The organism is Sphaerospermopsis aphanizomenoides BCCUSP55, from assembly GCF_001586785.1.
GTDB lineage: Bacteria > Cyanobacteriota > Cyanobacteriia > Cyanobacteriales > Nostocaceae > Sphaerospermopsis_A > Sphaerospermopsis_A aphanizomenoides_A.
Genome location: NZ_LUFH02000031.1, coordinates 1 through 19,317 on the forward strand (window position 1 = coordinate 1; position 19,317 = coordinate 19,317).

At 41.0% G+C, this 19,317-nt stretch carries 18 protein-coding genes; 7 read left to right on the forward strand and 11 right to left on the reverse strand.

From position 1 onward, the window contains the following. Nucleotides 1-68: 68 nt before the first annotated feature. Nucleotides 69-590, forward strand: coding sequence for a photosystem I assembly protein Ycf3 (locus tag A0J48_RS09890; protein ID WP_200322658.1), 522 nt, complete (start codon nucleotides 69-71; stop codon nucleotides 588-590). A gap of 73 nt (nucleotides 591-663) precedes the next feature. Then, the gene (gatC, locus tag A0J48_RS09895) at nucleotides 664-954 is read left to right on the forward strand and encodes an Asp-tRNA(Asn)/Glu-tRNA(Gln) amidotransferase subunit GatC (RefSeq protein ID WP_200322660.1); all 291 of its coding nucleotides are present in this window, start codon (nucleotides 664-666) and stop codon (nucleotides 952-954) included. A gap of 266 nt (nucleotides 955-1,220) precedes the next feature. On the opposite strand, the gene pirA is transcribed toward gatC, so the two are convergent. Then, nucleotides 1,221-1,376 (reverse strand): arginine synthesis PII-interacting regulator PirA, encoded by a 156-nt coding sequence (pirA, locus tag A0J48_RS09900; protein WP_200322662.1) that lies wholly within the window; start codon nucleotides 1,374-1,376, stop codon nucleotides 1,221-1,223. 126 nt (nucleotides 1,377-1,502) lie between these two features. Between pirA and A0J48_RS09905 the strand changes: the two genes are divergently transcribed. Then, complete coding sequence (locus tag A0J48_RS09905; RefSeq protein WP_200322663.1) at nucleotides 1,503-2,324, forward strand: SAM hydrolase/SAM-dependent halogenase family protein; 822 nt, start codon at nucleotides 1,503-1,505, stop codon at nucleotides 2,322-2,324. 58 nt (nucleotides 2,325-2,382) lie between these two features. Here A0J48_RS09905 and aspS read toward each other — a convergent pair whose 3' ends face one another. The 3 genes from aspS to A0J48_RS09920 all read right to left on the reverse strand — a co-directional run bounded on the left by aspS (nucleotide 2,383) and on the right by A0J48_RS09920 (nucleotide 7,038). After that, complete coding sequence (gene aspS, locus A0J48_RS09910; RefSeq protein WP_200322664.1) at nucleotides 2,383-4,176, reverse strand: aspartate--tRNA ligase; 1,794 nt, start codon at nucleotides 4,174-4,176, stop codon at nucleotides 2,383-2,385. Between the two features lie 218 nt (nucleotides 4,177-4,394). Beyond that, on the reverse strand, nucleotides 4,395-5,756 hold the full coding sequence (miaB, locus tag A0J48_RS09915) for a tRNA (N6-isopentenyl adenosine(37)-C2)-methylthiotransferase MiaB (protein WP_200322665.1): 1,362 nt from the start codon (nucleotides 5,754-5,756) through the stop codon (nucleotides 4,395-4,397). A gap of 157 nt (nucleotides 5,757-5,913) precedes the next feature. Then, a complete protein-coding gene (locus A0J48_RS09920; RefSeq protein WP_200322666.1) occupies nucleotides 5,914-7,038 on the reverse strand; it encodes a glycosyltransferase family 1 protein in 1,125 nt (374 codons plus the stop codon). A gap of 148 nt (nucleotides 7,039-7,186) precedes the next feature. On the opposite strand from A0J48_RS09920, the gene A0J48_RS09925 reads away from it, so the two are divergent. Then, complete coding sequence (locus A0J48_RS09925; protein WP_200322667.1) at nucleotides 7,187-8,323, forward strand: glycosyltransferase family 4 protein; 1,137 nt, start codon at nucleotides 7,187-7,189, stop codon at nucleotides 8,321-8,323. 509 nt (nucleotides 8,324-8,832) lie between these two features. Then, a complete protein-coding gene (locus A0J48_RS09930) occupies nucleotides 8,833-9,210 on the forward strand; it encodes a hypothetical protein (RefSeq protein WP_200322668.1) in 378 nt (125 codons plus the stop codon). A 151-nt stretch (nucleotides 9,211-9,361) separates the two neighbouring features. Here the strand turns inward: A0J48_RS09930 and A0J48_RS09935 are convergent, their stop codons facing one another. After that, nucleotides 9,362-10,444, reverse strand: coding sequence for a tetratricopeptide repeat protein (locus tag A0J48_RS09935; protein ID WP_200322670.1), 1,083 nt, complete (start codon nucleotides 10,442-10,444; stop codon nucleotides 9,362-9,364). An 89-nt stretch (nucleotides 10,445-10,533) separates the two neighbouring features. Continuing rightward, nucleotides 10,534-11,247 (reverse strand): 16S rRNA (uracil(1498)-N(3))-methyltransferase, encoded by a 714-nt coding sequence (locus tag A0J48_RS09940; RefSeq protein ID WP_200322671.1) that lies wholly within the window; start codon nucleotides 11,245-11,247, stop codon nucleotides 10,534-10,536. A 575-nt stretch (nucleotides 11,248-11,822) separates the two neighbouring features. Here A0J48_RS09940 and A0J48_RS09945 point away from each other — a divergent pair. Further along, on the forward strand, nucleotides 11,823-12,569 hold the full coding sequence (locus A0J48_RS09945; protein WP_200322673.1) for a phycobilisome rod-core linker polypeptide: 747 nt from the start codon (nucleotides 11,823-11,825) through the stop codon (nucleotides 12,567-12,569). Between the two features lie 316 nt (nucleotides 12,570-12,885). On the opposite strand, the gene sir is transcribed toward A0J48_RS09945, so the two are convergent. Both sir and A0J48_RS09955 read right to left on the reverse strand, forming a co-directional pair. Beyond that, nucleotides 12,886-14,799, reverse strand: coding sequence for a sulfite reductase, ferredoxin dependent (gene sir / locus A0J48_RS09950; protein ID WP_200322675.1), 1,914 nt, complete (start codon nucleotides 14,797-14,799; stop codon nucleotides 12,886-12,888). Nucleotides 14,800-15,131: 332 nt separating this feature from the next. Then, on the reverse strand, nucleotides 15,132-15,668 hold the full coding sequence (locus A0J48_RS09955; RefSeq protein WP_200322677.1) for an autotransporter outer membrane beta-barrel domain-containing protein: 537 nt from the start codon (nucleotides 15,666-15,668) through the stop codon (nucleotides 15,132-15,134). Between the two features lie 239 nt (nucleotides 15,669-15,907). Here A0J48_RS09955 and A0J48_RS09960 point away from each other — a divergent pair, with 239 nt between their 5' ends. Beyond that, complete coding sequence (locus A0J48_RS09960; protein WP_200322679.1) at nucleotides 15,908-16,855, forward strand: ADP-ribosylglycohydrolase family protein; 948 nt, start codon at nucleotides 15,908-15,910, stop codon at nucleotides 16,853-16,855. A 39-nt stretch (nucleotides 16,856-16,894) separates the two neighbouring features. Here the strand turns inward: A0J48_RS09960 and cutA are convergent, their stop codons facing one another. The 3 genes from cutA to A0J48_RS09975 are packed head-to-tail and all read right to left on the reverse strand — an operon-like array spanning nucleotide 16,895 to nucleotide 19,122. After that, complete coding sequence (gene cutA, locus A0J48_RS09965) at nucleotides 16,895-17,224, reverse strand: divalent-cation tolerance protein CutA (protein ID WP_200322681.1); 330 nt, start codon at nucleotides 17,222-17,224, stop codon at nucleotides 16,895-16,897. Between the two features lie 5 nt (nucleotides 17,225-17,229). Further along, the gene (locus tag A0J48_RS09970) at nucleotides 17,230-18,225 is read right to left on the reverse strand and encodes a helix-turn-helix domain-containing protein (protein ID WP_200322683.1); all 996 of its coding nucleotides are present in this window, start codon (nucleotides 18,223-18,225) and stop codon (nucleotides 17,230-17,232) included. A gap of 18 nt (nucleotides 18,226-18,243) precedes the next feature. Then, on the reverse strand, nucleotides 18,244-19,122 hold the full coding sequence (locus A0J48_RS09975) for a hypothetical protein (RefSeq protein WP_200322685.1): 879 nt from the start codon (nucleotides 19,120-19,122) through the stop codon (nucleotides 18,244-18,246). Nucleotides 19,123-19,317: the final 195 nt, after the last annotated feature.

Here is a 19,317-nt window from a genome sequence, read left to right on the forward strand (position 1 = left end):
CCCCAGTCCCCAGTCCCCAGTCACCCAAAATCAGCTAGATTAACTTATAGGTTAAGATAGGGGCAAATATGCCAAGAACACAGAAAAACGATAACTTTGTTGACAAGTCTTTTACGGTGATGGCAGATATTATCCTAAAAATGCTGCCAACCAACAAAAAAGCCAAGGAAGCATTTGTATATTACCGTGATGGTATGTCAGCCCAGGCTGAAGGTGAATATGCCGAAGCACTGGAATATTATGAAGAAGCTCTATCTTTAGAAGAAGACTCCAACGACAAGAGTTATATTCTCTACAATATGGGGCTGATTTATGCTAGTAATGGTGATCATAATAAGGCTTTAGAATTTTATCACCAGGCTGTTGAGTTGAACCCTCGTCTACCCCAAGCTTTAAATAACATCGCTGTTATTTATCACTACAAAGGGGAAAAAGCCAAGGAAGAAGGCGATAACGACGGTGGAGAAGCATTGTTTGACCAAGCAGCAGATTATTGGGTTAGAGCTATTCGCTTGGCACCAAATAATTATATTGAAGCTCAAAACTGGTTAAAAACTACTGGGCGATCGCAAATTGACGTATTCTTTTAACGAATTGGTAATTGGTAATTGGTGATTGGGGAAAAATCACCAATGACAACTGACAACTGACAACTGACAAACTATGATTGATCGTGAACAAGTCCATAAAGTCGCTAACCTGGCTCGGTTAGAATTGACACCAGAAGAAGAAGAAAAATTTACTATCCAACTGGGCAGTATTTTGGAGTATGTTGAACAATTGAGTGAGCTTGATGTTAGCGATATACCTCCAACAACCAGAGCTATTGATGTTAGTAATGTGACACGAGAGGATAAGTTACAACCCTATCCTGACAGAGAAGCAATTCTCGGTAGCGCACCTGAACAAGAAGGTGATTTTTTCAAAGTTCCTAAAATTCTTAATGCTGACTAAATAGCAATTACTGCATCTGACAGGTGACAGGTGACAGGTGACAGGTGACAGAATTAAAAGAGTGTTTTGGTGTCTAAGTTTTATCTGCTGATTGATGTTCTAACTACCCTGTCTATGGTCATAACATAAAAACTATTTCCAGGTGGGCAAAATGTCCACCTTAGTTTTTCTGGATTAAATTTGATGTTTTGAATCTACAAAAAAACCTGCTTTCGCAGGTCTACACACAACAAAACCATGAAGTCTAAATATTTTAATTAACCACTTTAACTATAGTACGCTTGTTCTGCCTCTAGTTGACGAACCAGTTTCTCGTCACCTTTAGCTTTGGCTACTTCTAAACGGTGTTCTACACTTTTTTGAATATTCTGCTTGTGAGCTTCATCAGCTTTTTGAACTGCTTGTAGTCTATTGCTACTCATGGCTAGAACCTCTTTACGTTTATTTTTATGTCATGCTTTTATAACATAACATATATTTTGTAGCTGTTGTTACAGAAAATTATAAATTAATCTACATTAATAGTCAAGGCTTGTTTCACTAAACAAATGAATCAATCAAAAATCCTGACTTTATTGAGTGATTTTGGTGATCATGATGTTTATGTAGGGGTGATGAAAGGTGTAATTGCCCAAATTAACCCAAATTTGCTGCTAATAGACTTAACGCATCAGATTCCACCGCAAAATATCCCTGCTGCTAGGTTTTGCTTGATGAATTCTTATGCTTATTTCCCTATGGGAACGGTGCATTTAGCAGTTGTAGATCCGGGTGTGGGAAGCCAGAGGAGAGCGATCGCACTAAAATTAGCTCAAGGTTATCTTGTTGGACCCGATAACGGCATTTTCAGTGGCATAATTAGTCAAAATCCGGTAATTGCAGCGGTAGAACTCACAAATACTAACTATTGGCGCACACCTCAACCCAGCAGTACATTTCACGGTCGAGATATTTTTGCACCAGTAGCAGCGCATCTTGCCAGTGGTGTTAATCTGCAAGAGTTAGGCAGGGAAATCAATCCAGAAACTTTGGTCAAGTTAAATATTGGCGAATGCTACTTGACAAACACAGGCGTAGCAGGTTGTATTCAATATATAGATCACTTTGGTAATTTAGTTAGCAACATTCCCGGAAGTTATGTGCAGGGTAAAACTTGGGGCGTGGAAGTTCAAGGTTTGACTATACCAGGATGTGCAACTTACAGTGATGTGAAAGCAGGGGAAGCTTTAGCTTTAATTGGTAGTCACGGATGGGTAGAAATTGCTGTCAATGGCGGTAATGCACAGATACAATTGCAGATAAATGGGCAATATGATTTACATCATTTTACTTTAAGGTTGATACAGCAATTGCCAGATTTCAAAAAATAAACTTACAAATTTGGGATGCACCCAAACCCCCTGCAAAAAGCAGAGGGAATTATCAAACTTACTCTTTAACTTTCGGTTTCACAGTGGAAGCAACATGAAGTTCTTTTAACTGCTTCGCATCTACACCAGAAGGTGCATCTGTTAACAAACAACGCGCTTGTTGAGTCTTGGGAAAAGCAATAACATCACGAATTGATTCTTCTCCAGCTAACAACATTACTAAACGGTCTACACCGTAAGCAATACCACCATGAGGAGGAGTACCATATTCAAAAGCTTCTAACAAAAAGCCAAATTTGTTTTGTGCTTCTTCTGGTGATAAACCAATAGCTTCAAACACCTGTTCTTGAACTTCTCGCTTATAAATTCGCAGACTTCCACCACCGACTTCAAACCCATTAAACACCAAATCATAGGCTTGTGCGCGGGCGGTTTTTAAATCATGCAAATCATCAGGATGGGGTGCGGTAAATGGGTGGTGTAATGCTTCCAAACGTTTCTCATCAGCATTCCATTCAAACATCGGGAATTCTGTAACCCAGAGAAGATTAATTTTATCTGCTGGAATTAAATTAAATTCCCTAGCCACAAATTGACGAATTCTATCTAAAGTTTTATTTACAGTCCCAGCATCAGCGGCTGCAAATAATAATAAATGTCCTGCTTTTGCACCTGTGCGGGTTAAAATTTCCTGCTTTTGTTCTGGTGTCAAATTATCTTTAATTGCGCCAATGGTGTCAATTTCTCCATTTTCTCTGACACGAATATAAGCTAAACCTTTCGCACCTGCTTCTGCTGCTTCTCTGAAAATGTCACCATTTGGTTTAATGCGAACATTAGAAATTGCATCATTACCATTAGGAATAGGAAGAATTTTAACTATTCCACCGTTAGAAATTGCATCTTTAAAAACTTTGAAACCCGAATCTTTTAAAACATCGGAAACATCAACTAATTCTAAACCGTAGCGAGTATCTGGTTTATCACTGCCATATTTATTCATCGCATCTTTATAAGTCAGACGCGGAAAAGGAAGAGGTAAATCAATTCCTTTAACGGTTTTGAAGATGTAAGTAACTAACTTTTCATTGAGTTCAATAATTTCTTCTTCAGACATGAAACTCATTTCCATGTCTAATTGTGTAAACTCCGGTTGTCTGTCAGCGCGTAAATCTTCATCGCGGAAACATCGGGCAATTTGATAGTATCTATCCATTCCCGATACCATCAATATTTGCTTAAATAGTTGTGGTGATTGAGGTAAAGCAAACCATTCACCTTCATTCACGCGACTGGGAAGGATATAATCTCGCGCACCTTCGGGAGTGGAACGGGTAAGAACTGGGGTTTCGATTTCGATAAAACCTTCGTGATCTTCCAAAAAGCGACGCATAGCTTTAACGACTTGGTGACGCAGTTGCATATTTTGCGCCATCCGTTCCCGTCGTAAATCTAAATAACGATATTTTAGCCGCAAATCTTCCCGCACATTTTCGGTGTCTGCTGTGGAAACTTGGAAAGGTAACTGTTTGCGGACAGCGTTGAGGAGTTCAATTTGATCCGCGTATATTTCTACCTCACCAGTAGGGATACGGGAATTCAGGGATTCTGCGGGACGTTGTGTAACTCTACCTGTGATTTTAACAACGTATTCATTCCGTATGGCGTTGGCCTGTTCGTAGGAGTCTGGGGTGCGTTGCGGATCGCTGACGATTTGAACAATACCAGAGCGATCGCGTAAATCTAAGAATATCACGCCCCCATGATCGCGGCGACGGTCTACCCAACCGTAAAAGGTAACAGTTTCTCCAATATGCTCTTTTCGGAGTTCGCCGCAATAGTGAGTTCGCATAGTGATTAGTTCTTTTTTTTCGGGCTAGAGGGGTGAATAAATGTCAAGGCTTTCCCATTATCTAGCATCAACACTAATTGTAATCATTTTGGGTGAAGAAAAATCATCTTTTTAGGAGTCAGGAGTCAGGAGTCATGAGGTAAATAGTTCTCCCCTGCTCCTCTGCTCCCCTGCTCCCTGCTCCGTTTCTTCTTCTCTGTCACCTGTCACCTGTCACCTCACACTGTCAATGCTTCCCGCACTTCTACAGGTTCACCAGTCAAGCTAAAAGGACGAACTTCGGTAATTTTTACCTTGACTATTTGCCCTTTGAGTTCGTTAATGTTCCCTGTAAAGAAAGTCAGACGGTTTCCTCTGGTTCTTCCCATCACCTGAGTTTTATCCTTGCTGTTTTGGTCTTCCACCAGAACTTCTTCAATTCTGCCAAAGTAACGCTGCGATCGCTCTGCTGCTTTAACGTTAACTAAATGGTTTAATCTTTGCAAGCGATCGCTCTTAACTTCTTCACTTAATTGATGATCCCACAACGCCGCAGGTGTACCTGGTCTGGGTGAATAAGCAGCAGTATTCAACAAATCGAAACCAATATCTTCAACCAGTTTTAGAGTATTTTCAAACTGCTCCTCTGTCTCCCCTGGAAAACCCACAATAGCATCCGCACTAATGGACGCATCTGGCATATAACGACGAATAGTATCAATAATCCGACGGTATTTCTCATGGGTATAACCCCGTGACATCGCCTTCAAAAGCTCATTATCCCCTGATTGGAAAGGAATATGGAAGTGTTCGCACACCTTGGGCAACTCTGCACAGGCTTTAATTAACCTTTCAGTAAAATAACGGGGATGGCTGGTAGCAAATCTGAGCCTTTCAATTCCTGGCACATCATGAACATAATAGAGTAAATCTGTCAAGGTGTGTAGGTGACGACCTTCAGAAGTTGTTCCCGGTAAATCTCTACCGTAAGCATCAATATTTTGACCCAACAGGGTAACTTCCTTATAACCTTGTTTTCCCAAAAGTTCCATTTCTGCACGGATAGCTTCCGGTGTGCGAGATTGTTCTACACCACGGACATTAGGAACTACACAATAAGTACAACGCTCATTACAACCATAAATCACATTTACCCAAGCTGTCACTTTACTATCTCGCCGGGGTTGGGTGATATCTTCTAAAATATGCACCTCTTCCGTTGCTACAACTTGATTACCCTCAAAGACAGATTCCAGCAAATCTTTAAGACGGTTAGCGTGTTGGGGACCCATCACCAAATCTAATTCTGGCACACGCCGCAGTAATGCTTCCCCTTCTTGTTGTGCCACACAACCAGCAACTACCAAAGTTAAATCAGGTTGTTCATGTTTGCGTTTTGCTTGTCTACCCAAATAAGAATAAACCTTTTGTTCAGCATTATCCCGAATCGTGCAAGTATTATAAAGAATTACATTAGCATCATTAGGATCTTCTGACCATTCAAATCCCATATCTTCTAGGATGCCAGCCATGCGCTCAGAGTCAGCCTTATTCATTTGGCAACCGAAAGTAGTAATGTGGTAGCGGCGGTTCATGGTCATGGGGAATTACGCTTAATAAATATCATGTATTTTATAGCAGTTAGCTTGTGAAAGCTTTTGTCTAAAGTGCCTGAGCAACTGCAATATGTCTATTTACCATTCTATGAAAAATAGAACAGAATTTATCAGGACTTGAAGCAAAATATCACTCAAACCTTCATTCCTCTGCGTCCTCTGCGCCTCTGCGGTTCGTGATCAAATGAAAGCTGGTAAAATTCGTAAAAATCCGAGCTTGTGCCGATAAATTATGCTGTTCATACCAATTATAGGCATGATCCGCAACTATCTGCCCATCAGCTAAATTCATCTTCTGTTCATACCGGTCTCCCAACCAGTAATGTTTTCCTGCCACCAAACCATCTAAATCTCGTCCTTCATCCCATGTTCCCACAGGTAACACCTTGTGAGCGCAGTAGGCAGCGAAAATTCCTGATTTTGTCAAAAATGCCAAAGGGTAATTAAAAAAACCAACTAAAGAACTTGATAATATATCACTTATTTCTGAAGCAGAATTAATTCCTAAACAAGTGACAGGAATATTATTCAGTGGGGTGATTTCAAATTTTAAAGCAGGGCCAATATCGAAGATTTCCTCAATTTCCAACTCTTGACAAGTTCGCTTTAATGCTAACTGAGATGTTTGATAAACACGGGAACGGGGACCAGTACCGCCAAATATTACCAAACGTCGGGGACGTGCTGATAAAGGAGTCAGAGATTCAGGTTCACCCACATTAGAAAAAACGGGCAAAGTAGGAATGTCAGAATGTTTACCTTGACTGAACTTACCGATGATATCAGCATATCCTTGTTTGCTGGTAATACAGCGATCGCTCAATCTTACCAAACGCGCCGCCAAATTTCTTTGTAGTGGTGATGTCCAAAACTGACTTGTCCAAATTGCCCCAAAAGCGTAGATTTCGTGGAACATTGTCACTAATCGGCGGTTATTTGCACCTTTTCGCCATTTTTCTAAACCTTCCACTAACCAAATAGGACAGCCTCTCCTAGCATAACCATAGCCCACATAATGCAACAGTACAATTTGTTCTGAGTTCTGCTCATGAGGTAATAATGCCAACAAAGCAGTTTTAGATGGAGTTGATACTTGCTTTACAGGAAATCCTTCTACAATATCATCTCCAGTCCAATTTGCATCTCCAATCACAAATTCCGTCATGACATTGAAGTTTTGACGCATTTGTTTAGCCAAATTTATCCCATAGTCTCCCACTCCATCAACAGCAGGGGGTAGACGAGGTACGACTACAGTAATTACCATAGGAGCAAAAAAATTTATACTGCTAACTTTTGCTATTCATTGAAGACAAAGCCTTGAAAATACTTTACCTTAATGTTGAATACTGATACAAAGATTATAATAAAAAACACCATCAAATCTCTTTGCTGATGAGCGCAAGTTAGGATCTATGCCCAAAACTCGAAAACTGCTTTCTATTGGTCACTCTTATGTGGTTAGCCTCAATCGCCGATTAGTCAATGAAATAGCCCGCTTGGGACAAGGAGAATGGGAAGTAACAACGGTTGCACCTGCATTTATCCAGGGAGATTTGCGACCTATGCACCTAGAAACAGATGCTCATGAACTCTGTCGCCTGGAAGCAGTACCTGTATATTACAGTAAATTTATTCACATCATGACCTATGGTTGGCGACTGCGGGATATTTTGCAACAAAATTGGGATTTAGTGCATTGTTGGGAAGAACCTTATATCCTGTCAGGCGCACAGGTTGCTTGGTGGAAAACAAAAAAATCTCCCTTAATTTATTCTACATTTCAAAACAAATGTAAACAATATCCACCCCCATTTAACTGGATTGAGCAATATGCCATGAGCAAGTCCACAGGATGGATAGCCTTTGGAAAAACCGTAGCCGAAGCTTTAAAATCTCGCCCTGGCTATTCAAGTCCGATGCAAGTGATTACCCCTGGAGTGGATATCCAGCATTTCTACCCCTGTGTAGATGCCAAATACAAAATTCGTCGTTGTTTGGGTTGGGAAGAAGAAGGAATACCTGTTATCGGCTATTTAGGCCGCTTTGTTCCGGAAAAGGGGTTAGATTTGCTCATGGCGGTTTTGGATAGATTAGAAACCCCTTGGCGAGCTTTATTCGTGGGTACTGGAGTGATGGAATCATCATTACGGAATTGGGCAAAGCGTTATCCCAAACAAGTCAGAATTTGCACAGATGTTAAACATCATGAAGTTCCCCAATATCTCAATGCTATGGATATGCTTGTTGCTCCCAGTCAAACTGTGTCCAACTGGCAAGAACAGTTTGGCAGAATGTTAATTGAAGCCTTTGCTTGTGCTGTTCCTGTCATTGGTAGCGACAGTGGCGAAATTCCTTATGTAATTCAAGATGCAGGATTGGTAGTTGGCGAAAATGATCAGCTTGGTTGGGTTGCAGCTATTTCCGATTTGTTAAATAGTCCATCTCGCCGTCAGGAACTAGGAAAAAGCGGTTTAGAAAGGGCGCATAATTTTTACACTTGGACTGCTGTTGCTAAACAGCATTTACAGTTTTTTAATGAACTGCTATGAGTGGGAATTTTAGATTTTAGATTTTAGATTAAAAAAATTTGGTACAGGCCCCCGTCCTTCAGGACGGAAAAATACTCGCTGCGCTGCGTACACTTCGCTAACGTCAATCAAAAATCGAGTGACTTACGTCACACTGCGCTATCACAGATAACTTCCGTGCGTAAGTCCTGTATCTGTTGATGTCCTAACCACCTTAGCTGTTGCTATAAAAAATAACCACTCATTGAGTGAGCAGGGGACAACCAGGCATTGTTAATTTTTATGAAGTAAAGTCTCAGAATCTTGCTTATAGATACGGTAAGATTTAATAATGATTTCGCAGTCTCTATAAGTTGCCAATCGTTGTAATGAAGTCATAACAATTGCCCTATAGTATGACTACACTCTGATTCAGTAAAAATTACTAGAATGATTACCGGAAGCAATTAGGGCAACAAAATGTAACATTATGCTGCAATAATTAATAATTACGGTGATATTGCAAGATTTTAAAAACAGGAGAAATGGTAATGTTCGGGTTTATCAAAAATTTAATCGCTGGGATTTTTGGTTTCATCACTGGATTGTTTGGTAAAAAAGATGGCTACTACTTAGAACTAAAAGAAGAAGCAACTCCCACCAAGCCAGCCGCAGCTAAACCAGAAGTAGCAACTGCACCAACTTCCGTAGCAGCACCTAAAGCCGCAGCAAAAGCACCTACAGCAAATAAAGTAGAACCTGCTAAAGCGCCAGCAGCCAAAGCCGAACCAGCTAAACCACAAGTACCAACTGAAACCAACTTTGCAACCAAGTATTTAATGCCTTCATCTTCTAACAGTCGTCGTCGTCCAGGTGCGAACATGAACACCTATCTGGATATGGCGCGTCAAGTGAAAACTCCTGGATAAATTTGACCGAAGAAAGGCAGAGGGCAGATGGCAGCTATGCTGAAGGAATAAATGCAATTTTCGCCCCCTGCCAAAAGGGAGTTCCTAGCCCTTCTGCTAAACCGGGAATGAAACAATTGTCAATTGTCAATTATCAATTGATAAATCCTGGCTATGATTTTTTTGCATTATTTTTCACAAAAACCATTCCACTGTATAACTGAAACGCTGCATCCCAATTAGTTGTTTCCCTTCTAAATAGTTGAATATGAGAGGGAATTTGATTTAGCACTTCTGTTTGATCTAAAACTGTTTCCCCAAAAGGCTGGAAATCTGACCAAACTTTGATTTGAGGTAATTTTTTTTCGACCCATTGGATTAAACTATTCCAGTTGATTCTAATTGTATTTTGGGTGGCTTGGGGGGTGATTTCTAAACCCTGTTGAAATTCATATCCATTGTCATAAATTCGCAAAATAATATTTCTTCCAGGTAAGTGCAAATCACAGAAATGGGCATAGTCTTGAGTTTGGGTTTTCCGTTCTAGTTTGCCACGGACGTTAATATCTACCACCTGTTCAAAAATTGGTAACAGTCCCATGACTCTGGCTGTAACTTCTGACCAATCAAAATTGATAGAACCCAGTTGATTTTCATCATTTTGACAGACAACTGTGGGTTTTGATGGTGATTGGGAGAAATGTTTAACTTGATATACTTGTATTTTTTGAATTTGTGATATTTTCAGCCAGAAACAGGGAATCCCTGCTTGTTGTAACTGTGTCCCATAAAATTGCATTTCGCCAATTTTACCAGTGCGATACACTCTCCAACTGCGACTTGGTAGCATTAGCCTAGCACTGTAGGCATCTATTTGCAGAATTTGGGCAAATTTTGGTGCGGCTATAGTTCTTTGTTCATTATTGATAGGTTCTAAAACTAATATTCCCGGTTCTTGATTAGTTGGTTGTGCGATCGCTTTAGCAATAGCTGTTTGTCTTTCTTCTTGTTTAATATTTTCCAGACGTTGTAAACCTTGACGTGCTTGTGACAATAATTTTTGGTGGGTTGTCACTCGCAATAGTTGACGATAAATTTTTTCTGCGTCCTGTCGTTTTCCAGAAACTTCCTGTATTCGTGCTACATAAAATTGCACCCAAGGATTTTCCGGTGAGTCTTTGAGTAGGGGTTTGAGTAATTTAGCTGCGGTGTGGTAGTCCTTGCGTTCAAAGGCGGCGATAACTTCTTCCAGCATGACGTGATAATAAACCTGAATAAATTTCTCGCGCCAAGACGCACAGACGCAAAAAAAGCGTTTTCGTTTTGCGTGAGACCTTATATCATTTATACTTCACAAGCAGCCGCAATCAAGGATAATGCAACAACTGGCGCGGTGACTGCGCGGAGGATGCGCCTACCAAGGGAAACAGGTTGAAAACTTTTATCTATAGCCATTTCAATTTCTTGATCTGTCCATCCTCCTTCTGGTCCGATGGCGATAGTAATTTCACCAGATAGATGATTGTTATTTAACACTTTTGTTAAATGTGGATAATCACTACGCGCTTCACAAAGATAACGGTGATTGGCTGCACATTCACTTAAAACGCTACTAAAGGTTACAGGTTCTAAGATTGTAGGCACAAAAGCCCGTTCTGATTGTTCTGCGGCTTCTGAGGCTATACGTTGCCAACGTTCCAGTTTTTGCGGACTAGGATTTAATAGAGTGCGATCGCTCAAAACAGGAATAATACAAGTTACTCCTAACTCCGTACAACACCGGACAACATCATCAAAGCCATTTCCTTTTGGTAAAGCCACCATCAAAGTTATAGATACTGGTAACTCTGTTTTCACCTCCAGTAATTCTAAAACCTGTCCTGTTTCTCCTGTTAATTGAGTTAACCACCATTTACCAATTCCATCCATCGCAATAAATTTATCCCCATCTTGTAACCGCAACACCCGGAATAAATAATGTTGTTGTTGGTGGGTTAATAAAAGTTGGGTTTGTTGGAGTTGGGAAGGATTAATCGTAATGCGTTGGAGTTGAGACATGATGGTTTGAGATTTGGGATGTTTGATTTGAGATTGTATCTAAAATCAATTTTCCTTTCTATAGCTGTAGCCAGGATAATTAGGACATTATGAATCCTATAAACGTAGATATAATAAGGCTTTTTCTCCTGCCTCCTGCTATATCAATGCAGTTTTCCTACACCCTACACCCTACACCCTACACCCTACACCCTACCCCCTACCCCCTGTTGTTGACTGCATGAAAAATCGCTATTTCCAGGCATATCTGTGGTAATATCTAAATCGGGGAATCAACGCCTCAAGTTAGTGACCGAAGCCCCTTAGACAATTGGTATCCGGTAGAGCGACGCAAAAAATTTGGAAAGCCGCTCTATAAGTCAAACACAGGCACGCATTGTCCAAACTATGACCGAAATACAGGTGATTATTGCTCCTTGGATTTACTGGTAGAGATGCTAGGAGTTGAGATTGCCAATCACTGTCATGTCAATGTGCAACGGATTGCGGCGCTGCCGATTTTCCTATCATTTAATCTGCGTAAGTCATGATCACGACTGATTTTTCCTATTACTGGTTACTCAATCCTTCAGATTATGACGATTCCTCTACTCGCTTACACACCCTCCAGCCAGAATCAACGGGTAAAAGGATTTGAAGTGCCTGGAGACGAAACGCCCCGTATCTACACCACTGAAGGAACACCTTCTCGCGGAGATATGGATGATTTAATCTGGGCAGCATATCGCCAGATTTTTAATGAACAACAAATTCTCGTTAGTAATCGGTTGCCAAGATTAGAAAGTCAACTGAAATCTAGAAGTCTGACTGTGCGTGACTTTATTCGGGGACTGGCAACCTCAGACACATTCCGGATACGTAATTACAATGTCAATAATAATTACCGATTTGTGGAAATGTGTGTACAGCGCCTGTTGGGACGAAAAGTATATAACCAGCGAGAAACAATGGCCTGGTCGATTGTACTAGCTACCAAAGGGTTAAATGGATTCATTGATACACTGTTGAACAGTGATGAGTATCAACAACATTTTGGTGACAATACAGTTCCTTATCAACGACGACGCATTTTGCCTCAGCACAGTAAAGGCGAGTTACCTTTTGCTCGGATGTCTCGCTATGGTACAGATTACCGTGATAAACTGCCAAAACCAGTATCACTAGGCGCTGATGGTTTATTCACTCAATTTGAGAAATTTGATTTTCAGACGTTTAAGCAACGGGCAGATTGGAATAGAGCATCTATTGTACTGCTCTCTATCTTGACGATTATTGTTCTGTTCTTACTGTTCTCAGAAACCAACAGGCTGTTTTTGTCATGAACAGCTAACTACTCAACCGTTAGATTTGCGTAGCATCTACTGATAGCTACTGTATATATAGGGGATGCTGATAGCGGAGTGTGGCGTAAGCCATATAAATGCAAAACTCAAATAAATCAATGGATTCAGGCTGATAAAAAAGAAAATAGGTGCAAGATTTTTGAAGCTAGGAGTGGAAAAATCGAGCATTTTGAGGGTGAAATCTCAAAAATTTGTTGCTGACAGATAGCCCTTTCCTCTTGCCTTTTGCCTGTCCCCACGAGAAGACTTTTTCAGCAAGCCCCATGTATAAGGTGGGCATTGCCCACCCTACCTACTACAGACTTTGGAAATACTTATCTAAAGCCTCATGTACCAATTCAGTCATGGGTCGATTTTGCTTTTCTGCGGTTTCTTTCAGTTGCAGATAAACATCATCTCGCAAACTCACCCGATGACGAGATTTGCCACTACTGGTAGGTTCTCCCGGTGTGTAGGTGGCTGAAAATTCACGGATAGCATCAAAACCAATGCGATCGCAAAAATCACCAAAACTCTCTTTACCTTTGCGCGACTTCTTAAAGAACACAAAAATCGGCTCTAAAAAGCTTTCTATATCATTGTGGTGCAGCTTTTCAATGATAGGTTGCGCTAACCGGGTTTGATCTGGTGAACCACCAAGCCACACTTGATAAGATTCTGGTGCGCTGCCCACAAAACCTAATTCTGCCATATAAGGACGAGCGCAACCATTGGGGCATCCTGTCATCCTGACCACAAAATGGTCTTTTTGTAAACCCAGTTGATCTAATAAAGCGCGAATTCTTTCTAAAATACCGGGAATTGCTCTTTCTGATTCTGTTATCGCTAAACCGCAGGTGGGTAAAGCTGGACAGGCCATAGAATAGCGGGTTAAGGCGGAAATTTGACTAGGATCAGCAATGACACCATGTTTGTCAAGAATTTCCTGAATTGCTTCTTTGTCTTCCGGGACAATATCGTAAAAAATCAGGTTTTGGTTAGGTGTGAGGCGGATAGGTAAATTAAACTGTTCCACAATTGAGCGTAAAGCGGTTTTCAGTTGCAATGTACCTTCGTCTTTTACCCGACCATTATCAATGGAAATACCCAAGAACAGTTTACCGTCGCCTTGTTCATTCCAGCCGAGATAATCTTGATATTTGAATTTGGGTAATTCTTTAAAAGGTTCGACAGCTTTACCAAAGTATTCTTCAACTTTAGCGCGGAATTTATCTACACCCCAATCATTGATTAAATATTTTAATCTCGCGTGTCTTCTGTCGGTGCGATCGCCATAATCTCGCTGAGTGGCAACAATCGCTTTGACAATATCATAAACATCTTCTTTGGCTACATAGCAAATTGGATCAGCCACTCGCGCAAAGGTTTCTTCTTTGTTGTGGGTTCTTCCTAAACCACCACCAGCAAACACATTAAAACCTTGTAATTCCCCTTTTTTATTGGTCATGACTACCAAAGTCAAATCTTGGGAATACAAATCTACGGAATTATCACCGGGAACCGTGACGCAAATTTTAAATTTGCGGGGCATATAATGAGTGCCATAAATTGGTTCTACGGAATCATGAATAATAGTCCCAGTACCATTTTTTTCCCTGGCTGCTTTCACATCTGGATGTTCTTCCGCACTGATGGCTTTTTCCCCATCTAACCAAATTTCATAATAAGCACCGGTTTGGGGCGAGAGCAAATCAGCAATATTTTGGGCATATTCCCAAGCATACTGATAATCAGCGCGATTTTTAAAAGGTGCGGGGGGAGCCATGACGTTGCGGTTAATGTCACCACAAGCACCCAAAGTTGAACCTAAATTTTGTACAATTGTGGCGATCGCACTTTTGAGATTTTTCTTTAAAATCCCATGTAACTGAAAACCTTGGCGGGTAGTAGCTCTTAACGTATGATTTCCATATTCATCCGCTAATTTATCTAAAGCCAAATATAGCTGCGGTGGTACTAACCCACCAGGATTTTTTGTCCGCAGCATCATTTGATAGTCTTTCTCTTGTCCCTTAGCACGATTATCACGGTTATCCTGTTGATAAGACCCGTGAAACTTCAGAATCTGGATCGCATCTTCACTAAAGTGGGTTGTATCCTGAAGAATTTCTGTGGCTACAGGTTCACGCAAAAAATTACTATTTTCTTTAATACCTTCAACTTTAGAAGGCTTACGGTTGGTCAGATTGGTAGGAGCAGAGTTAACCATTACAGTAGTATCTTTGTCAATAGCACGAGTTAAAGTCGAATTAGGAATTAAAAAATACCTTATTCAACTGGTAGAACACCGAAAATCCGGTCGGAATTATGAAGAATAATTTAATTTTAACACGGTAAAATGCTGGCTTTATCAGTGATAGACACTTAATAAAACCAGCATCGACAGTAAATAGGTGTAATTAAACACAATATTTTTTTGTTTTCTCCTGTTGACATAATATTTAAACTAGTTTTTTGTCAACAGTATCTATAAACTTGAATTGCACCAACTTACTGAGGATATATATTCTATCAGACTAAGTTCGCAACTGGGCTAAATTTTTACCGGAAACGATAACCAATACCACCATTGATGCTGACAGCAGAAGCATCGCTATTTTGGTAAGCACCGAGTCCAACTTTAGCGTTGGTGTAGACGAGGAAGTTTTTGGTAACTTCAGATTCCACTCCAGCACCCACAACTACAGCATCTCTGTTACCAATAGGACTGGGTTTACCATCTGACTCTACAAAAGAATAGCCACCAGTGATGAAGGCGTTTGTTTTAGGAGCAATACCTACGTCTACAGAAACTTCAGGGATGATAGCAGAGGTTTCATCACTCCAGAGAACATTACCCCGTGCAGAAAATGGAGTGTTACCTAATTTAACGCGACCTGTGAGGTTGCCACCGAAGGTAGCTGCATCACCGGTTTTTCCACCATTAGTAACACCAGCAGAGACACCAGCACCGATATAACTAGCATCTGTGCCTTTTTGAGTTTCAGCGGCAGCTTTACCAACTGACATAAATGCAGGAACAATAACTAAGGAAGATAGAGCAGAAATTGTAACTAAAGATTTGAGCAAGCGTTTCATAATTGTCACCAAATTTTAGAAGTTTTACTGTTAAATTCTAAGTCGAATGTAATCTAAAAATGTTCCAGATGATTTTAAAATTTACGAATTTCCTTGTTGCTTTAGATGCAATCTATTTAGGATTAAGTGATTGGGTAAATTTTTGAATCATTTGAATCAACAATCATAATTACACATATCTAGCCTAGGATTCCAGATTTATTGATCGAGATTTTAGTAATTTTCTTGGAAATTGAATTATGGTAACTACAACTAACGTCTTGTCTGGGTTGTTGGGTGTATGTGTCGGTGATGCCTTGGGTGTGCCTGTGGAGTTTACCAGCCGTACTGAACGCCTAAAATACCCAGTCTCTTCAATGTTAGGTTATGGCACATGGAATCAACCACCCGGAACTTGGTCAGATGATAGTTCACTCACTTTGTGTTTAGCAGAATGTCTGTGTGATGGTTTTTCCCTAGATGCGATCGCTAAGTCTTTCTGGCGTTGGTACAAAGAAGGTTACTGGGCTGCTCATGGTGAAGTCTTTGATATTGGCAATACCACATTTCTGGCACTTGTTAATTGGCAGCAAGGAGCATCACCTCTAAAAGCAGGTGGTACTAGTGAAAATAGTAATGGCAATGGTTCTTTGATGAGAATTTTGCCAATGGCTTATTGTTATTCAACTTGGACTTTTCAGGAATTAATAGAAAGAGTGCATCAAGTTTCTTGCATTACTCACGCTCATCTTCGTTCCCAAATGGCTTGTGGCATTTACATTAGTATTGCTGTGGAATTATTGGCAGGGCTTGAACCCAAAGCCGCTTATTTACAAGGCTTGGACAAGATTCAATCCCTTTATTCTGGTGGTGAATATCTCCTAGAAAAACCCCATTTTGACAGGGTTTTGAGTGGGGAAATTGCCGGAGTATCCATCGAAGAGATTAACTCTGGCGGTTATGTGATTGACACCCTGGAAGCATCTTTATGGTGTTTGTTAAATAGTTCATCTTATGCCCAAGCTGTACTCACAGCTGTCAACTTAGGCGCAGATACGGATACTACTGCGGCTGTGACTGGTGGGTTAGCGGGAATTTATTACGGTGTGGAAAATATTCCCACCGCATGGGTTGAGCAAATTGCCCGCAAATCAGAAATTATAGACTTGGCCAGTCGTTTGGCTATGACACTCTCATCAAGGTTTTAGGGGTGTAGGTGACAACTGGTTGCTATGCCTAATAGCAGACTATTCTATTTGCACCTGTTCATTAATCCATTGTTGGTAGGCAGGACTGGAGAGGAGAATGGGTAAAGCAATGATTTCTGGCAGTTGATAGGAATGCATTTCTCTAATTTTGGCTTCTAGGGTGGGAAATAGAGCCAAATTTGTTTTCATGACCAACTGCCATTCATGCTTGTTGTGGATTTCTCCTTGCCATCTGTAGATGGATTGGATAGGTGATAGACTGACAGCGGCTACGAGTTGAGCTTCAACAACAGCTTGAGCAATTGCTTGAGCTTCCTGCTGTGAACCAACTGTCACCAATACCACACCATAACCCGTTGGTTGCTGCATTGTTGCTAAACCAGAGACAGGGAGTAAACCTGGCCATCAATTAACAGTCGGGTGATACCTTTAGCTTGCAGATGGGTACTAGCTTTATGCAGCATTCTACTGTCAGGAACTTTAATCACGCGATCGCGTTTAGTAGAGAAGCGTTTGGCAACTCGATGATTATCAAATACTGGCAGAGTTCTCTGTTGAGTTTCAATGGTCGGAATTTGACCTAAATCACCGAAATCCTTGAGTGGTCTGGTAATTAATTCCGCAGAACGGTCAATGACCAAATAGCAAGTTTTCGGCAAAGGTGCCACTGACAACGGTAAAACTTGAACTGCTCCTTCCCCTGGTCTACGTCTTGTGACTAAGGGTTTTGCCTCCTCAAAGTCTTCGTCTTCAAAGTCTTCCTCATCTTCATACAAATCATCATCTAAATCATCTAAATCATCGGACTCATCCAGCAGGTCATCGTCGAACATACCCGCAATGACGTTTACCTCTGGTTCTTCATCCTCTAAGATTGTTCTGGGGATGCTGGGAAGTTCCGTCGGTCTATGTCTGACGATTTCTATTTCCTTAACTGTTGGTAGTTTGGGTTTTTCCGTAATTGGTTTTTCCGTAGCTGAGGAGCGCGTTTTCACCCGTCTAATCGCCGGGATTGGCGGTGGAATTGACTCAGAATTCGATACTTCTGCTTCTATGACTGGTTTGTCTGGCTCAATATGCAGCAACTCTAAGCGGGGTTTTTCGCTGCTTACAGGTGCTGTTTCTATTGCTGGTTGACTCAACAGAGGTAACTGCTCATAACTTACCTGCGCTCTGCCTTCAGGGGTTCTAGCAGCGCGTTTTAAAGAAACGAGATATTCGTAATCTTCTTCTGGTAAGGTACTCTTGAGTAGTCGGCTAATTGTTGAGTTGCTAACTCCATAGCGTTCTGCCAAAGTCGAGGTGGTTTCGGCAGTCTCTCTATATAGCTTGAGAATTTCTTGTTTGTCAGATTCTGTTAATTTTCTCACGGTAGACACCAAAATTTACTAAGTTCGTTTGCGTCCACTTGTACGCCGCTTAAGGCTCAATGATGCTTCGTATTCTAAAGCAGCGCCCATCCCAAATAACACTCCGCTAAACACCCAGAACACTTCTAGTATGTCTCCACTTTGATAATCTGGAAGATAATTAGTGGCGTATTTAAACCACATATCTGCAATGTATAGCGAAAATGCCGCCGCTGCAATCATTCGCCAGGATAGGGAAACTTTTCCTCCCCAAAAAGCCAGCAGCATGATTGTAGCGATAATTAACAGAAGCACGTCACTAACTATGTAAAACCAATTCAAAACAAAAGCTATTTGCTGATAGATGGCAGGAAGGTCTGCTGAAGGGCCTTTATCTGTCTGAGAAATCCACCAGGCGATAAAACTGCCTAACACACCAATTGAGGCGACAATCAGCCACTGCCATTTTTCCAAATTGATGCGCCGGGAGAATAAAGCTAACGCCATACCTGCTCCCAACAACAAATAATTCAGTACAAAAAACACATCGCCTAGAGACACTTCTGGATCTTGCTTTAACACTACTTCTGTATAGCCAAAAAATATGCCTCCAATGCAATAAGCTATCATACCTAAGCCGATCAAGAGCCAAACCTTCTGACTACTGACAATTTGATTACTCCGCCAGTTTCTTAAGCATAATACACCTGCACCCAAGTAAGCGAGTGCTTCAAAAATATTTGTCCCTAGGACGTACCAATCACCACGGATTTCTGTGTTATTTGGGCCAGGGATTTTGGCGCTAAACAACAAAAAGTATAACAGTGCTAACACAGCCCAGCTAATACCAAGCAAGATGATGTTTGGAGTAGAGAGAATGGGCTTTGAACGGTATGAATTGTCGTAAGATTTACTCATAGGTTTCAACTAGGTAAATGCACTTTGGCAACATTTTTGGCGAAATTGATTGTGTCTCAAGTAGCTGCTCACCAGACAGGGCAGCAAATAAGTAGATAGACACAAATTAGATGTAAAATATCAACCAGAAAAACCACCCAGGAAAAGGCTTTTTGCTTCTGCCTTGGAGTCTCCTGCCTCTTGCCTTCTACTGAT

Excerpts from the sequence above, each read along its gene's own strand:
- A0J48_RS09920 (WP_200322666.1), bottom strand. The coding sequence starts at position 7,038 with ATGGTAATTACTGTAGTCGTACCTCGTCTACCCCCTGCTGTTGATGGA.
- A0J48_RS09945 (WP_200322673.1), top strand. The coding sequence starts at position 11,823 with ATGACGATTCCTCTACTCGCTTACACACCCTCCAGCCAGAATCAACGG.
- sir (WP_200322675.1), bottom strand. The coding sequence starts at position 14,799 with ATGGTTAACTCTGCTCCTACCAATCTGACCAACCGTAAGCCTTCTAAA.
- A0J48_RS09955 (WP_200322677.1), bottom strand. The coding sequence starts at position 15,668 with ATGAAACGCTTGCTCAAATCTTTAGTTACAATTTCTGCTCTATCTTCC.
- A0J48_RS09930 (WP_200322668.1), top strand. The coding sequence starts at position 8,833 with ATGTTCGGGTTTATCAAAAATTTAATCGCTGGGATTTTTGGTTTCATC.
- A0J48_RS09940 (WP_200322671.1), bottom strand. The coding sequence starts at position 11,247 with ATGTCTCAACTCCAACGCATTACGATTAATCCTTCCCAACTCCAACAA.
- A0J48_RS09935 (WP_200322670.1), bottom strand. The coding sequence starts at position 10,444 with ATGCTGGAAGAAGTTATCGCCGCCTTTGAACGCAAGGACTACCACACC.
- gatC (WP_200322660.1), top strand. The coding sequence starts at position 664 with ATGATTGATCGTGAACAAGTCCATAAAGTCGCTAACCTGGCTCGGTTA.
- cutA (WP_200322681.1), bottom strand. The coding sequence starts at position 17,224 with ATGCAGCAACCAACGGGTTATGGTGTGGTATTGGTGACAGTTGGTTCA.
- A0J48_RS09890 (WP_200322658.1), top strand. The coding sequence starts at position 69 with ATGCCAAGAACACAGAAAAACGATAACTTTGTTGACAAGTCTTTTACG.
- A0J48_RS09960 (WP_200322679.1), top strand. The coding sequence starts at position 15,908 with ATGGTAACTACAACTAACGTCTTGTCTGGGTTGTTGGGTGTATGTGTC.
- miaB (WP_200322665.1), bottom strand. The coding sequence starts at position 5,756 with ATGACCATGAACCGCCGCTACCACATTACTACTTTCGGTTGCCAAATG.
- aspS (WP_200322664.1), bottom strand. The coding sequence starts at position 4,176 with ATGCGAACTCACTATTGCGGCGAACTCCGAAAAGAGCATATTGGAGAA.
- A0J48_RS09905 (WP_200322663.1), top strand. The coding sequence starts at position 1,503 with ATGAATCAATCAAAAATCCTGACTTTATTGAGTGATTTTGGTGATCAT.
- pirA (WP_200322662.1), bottom strand. The coding sequence starts at position 1,376 with ATGAGTAGCAATAGACTACAAGCAGTTCAAAAAGCTGATGAAGCTCAC.
- A0J48_RS09975 (WP_200322685.1), bottom strand. The coding sequence starts at position 19,122 with ATGAGTAAATCTTACGACAATTCATACCGTTCAAAGCCCATTCTCTCT.
- A0J48_RS09925 (WP_200322667.1), top strand. The coding sequence starts at position 7,187 with ATGCCCAAAACTCGAAAACTGCTTTCTATTGGTCACTCTTATGTGGTT.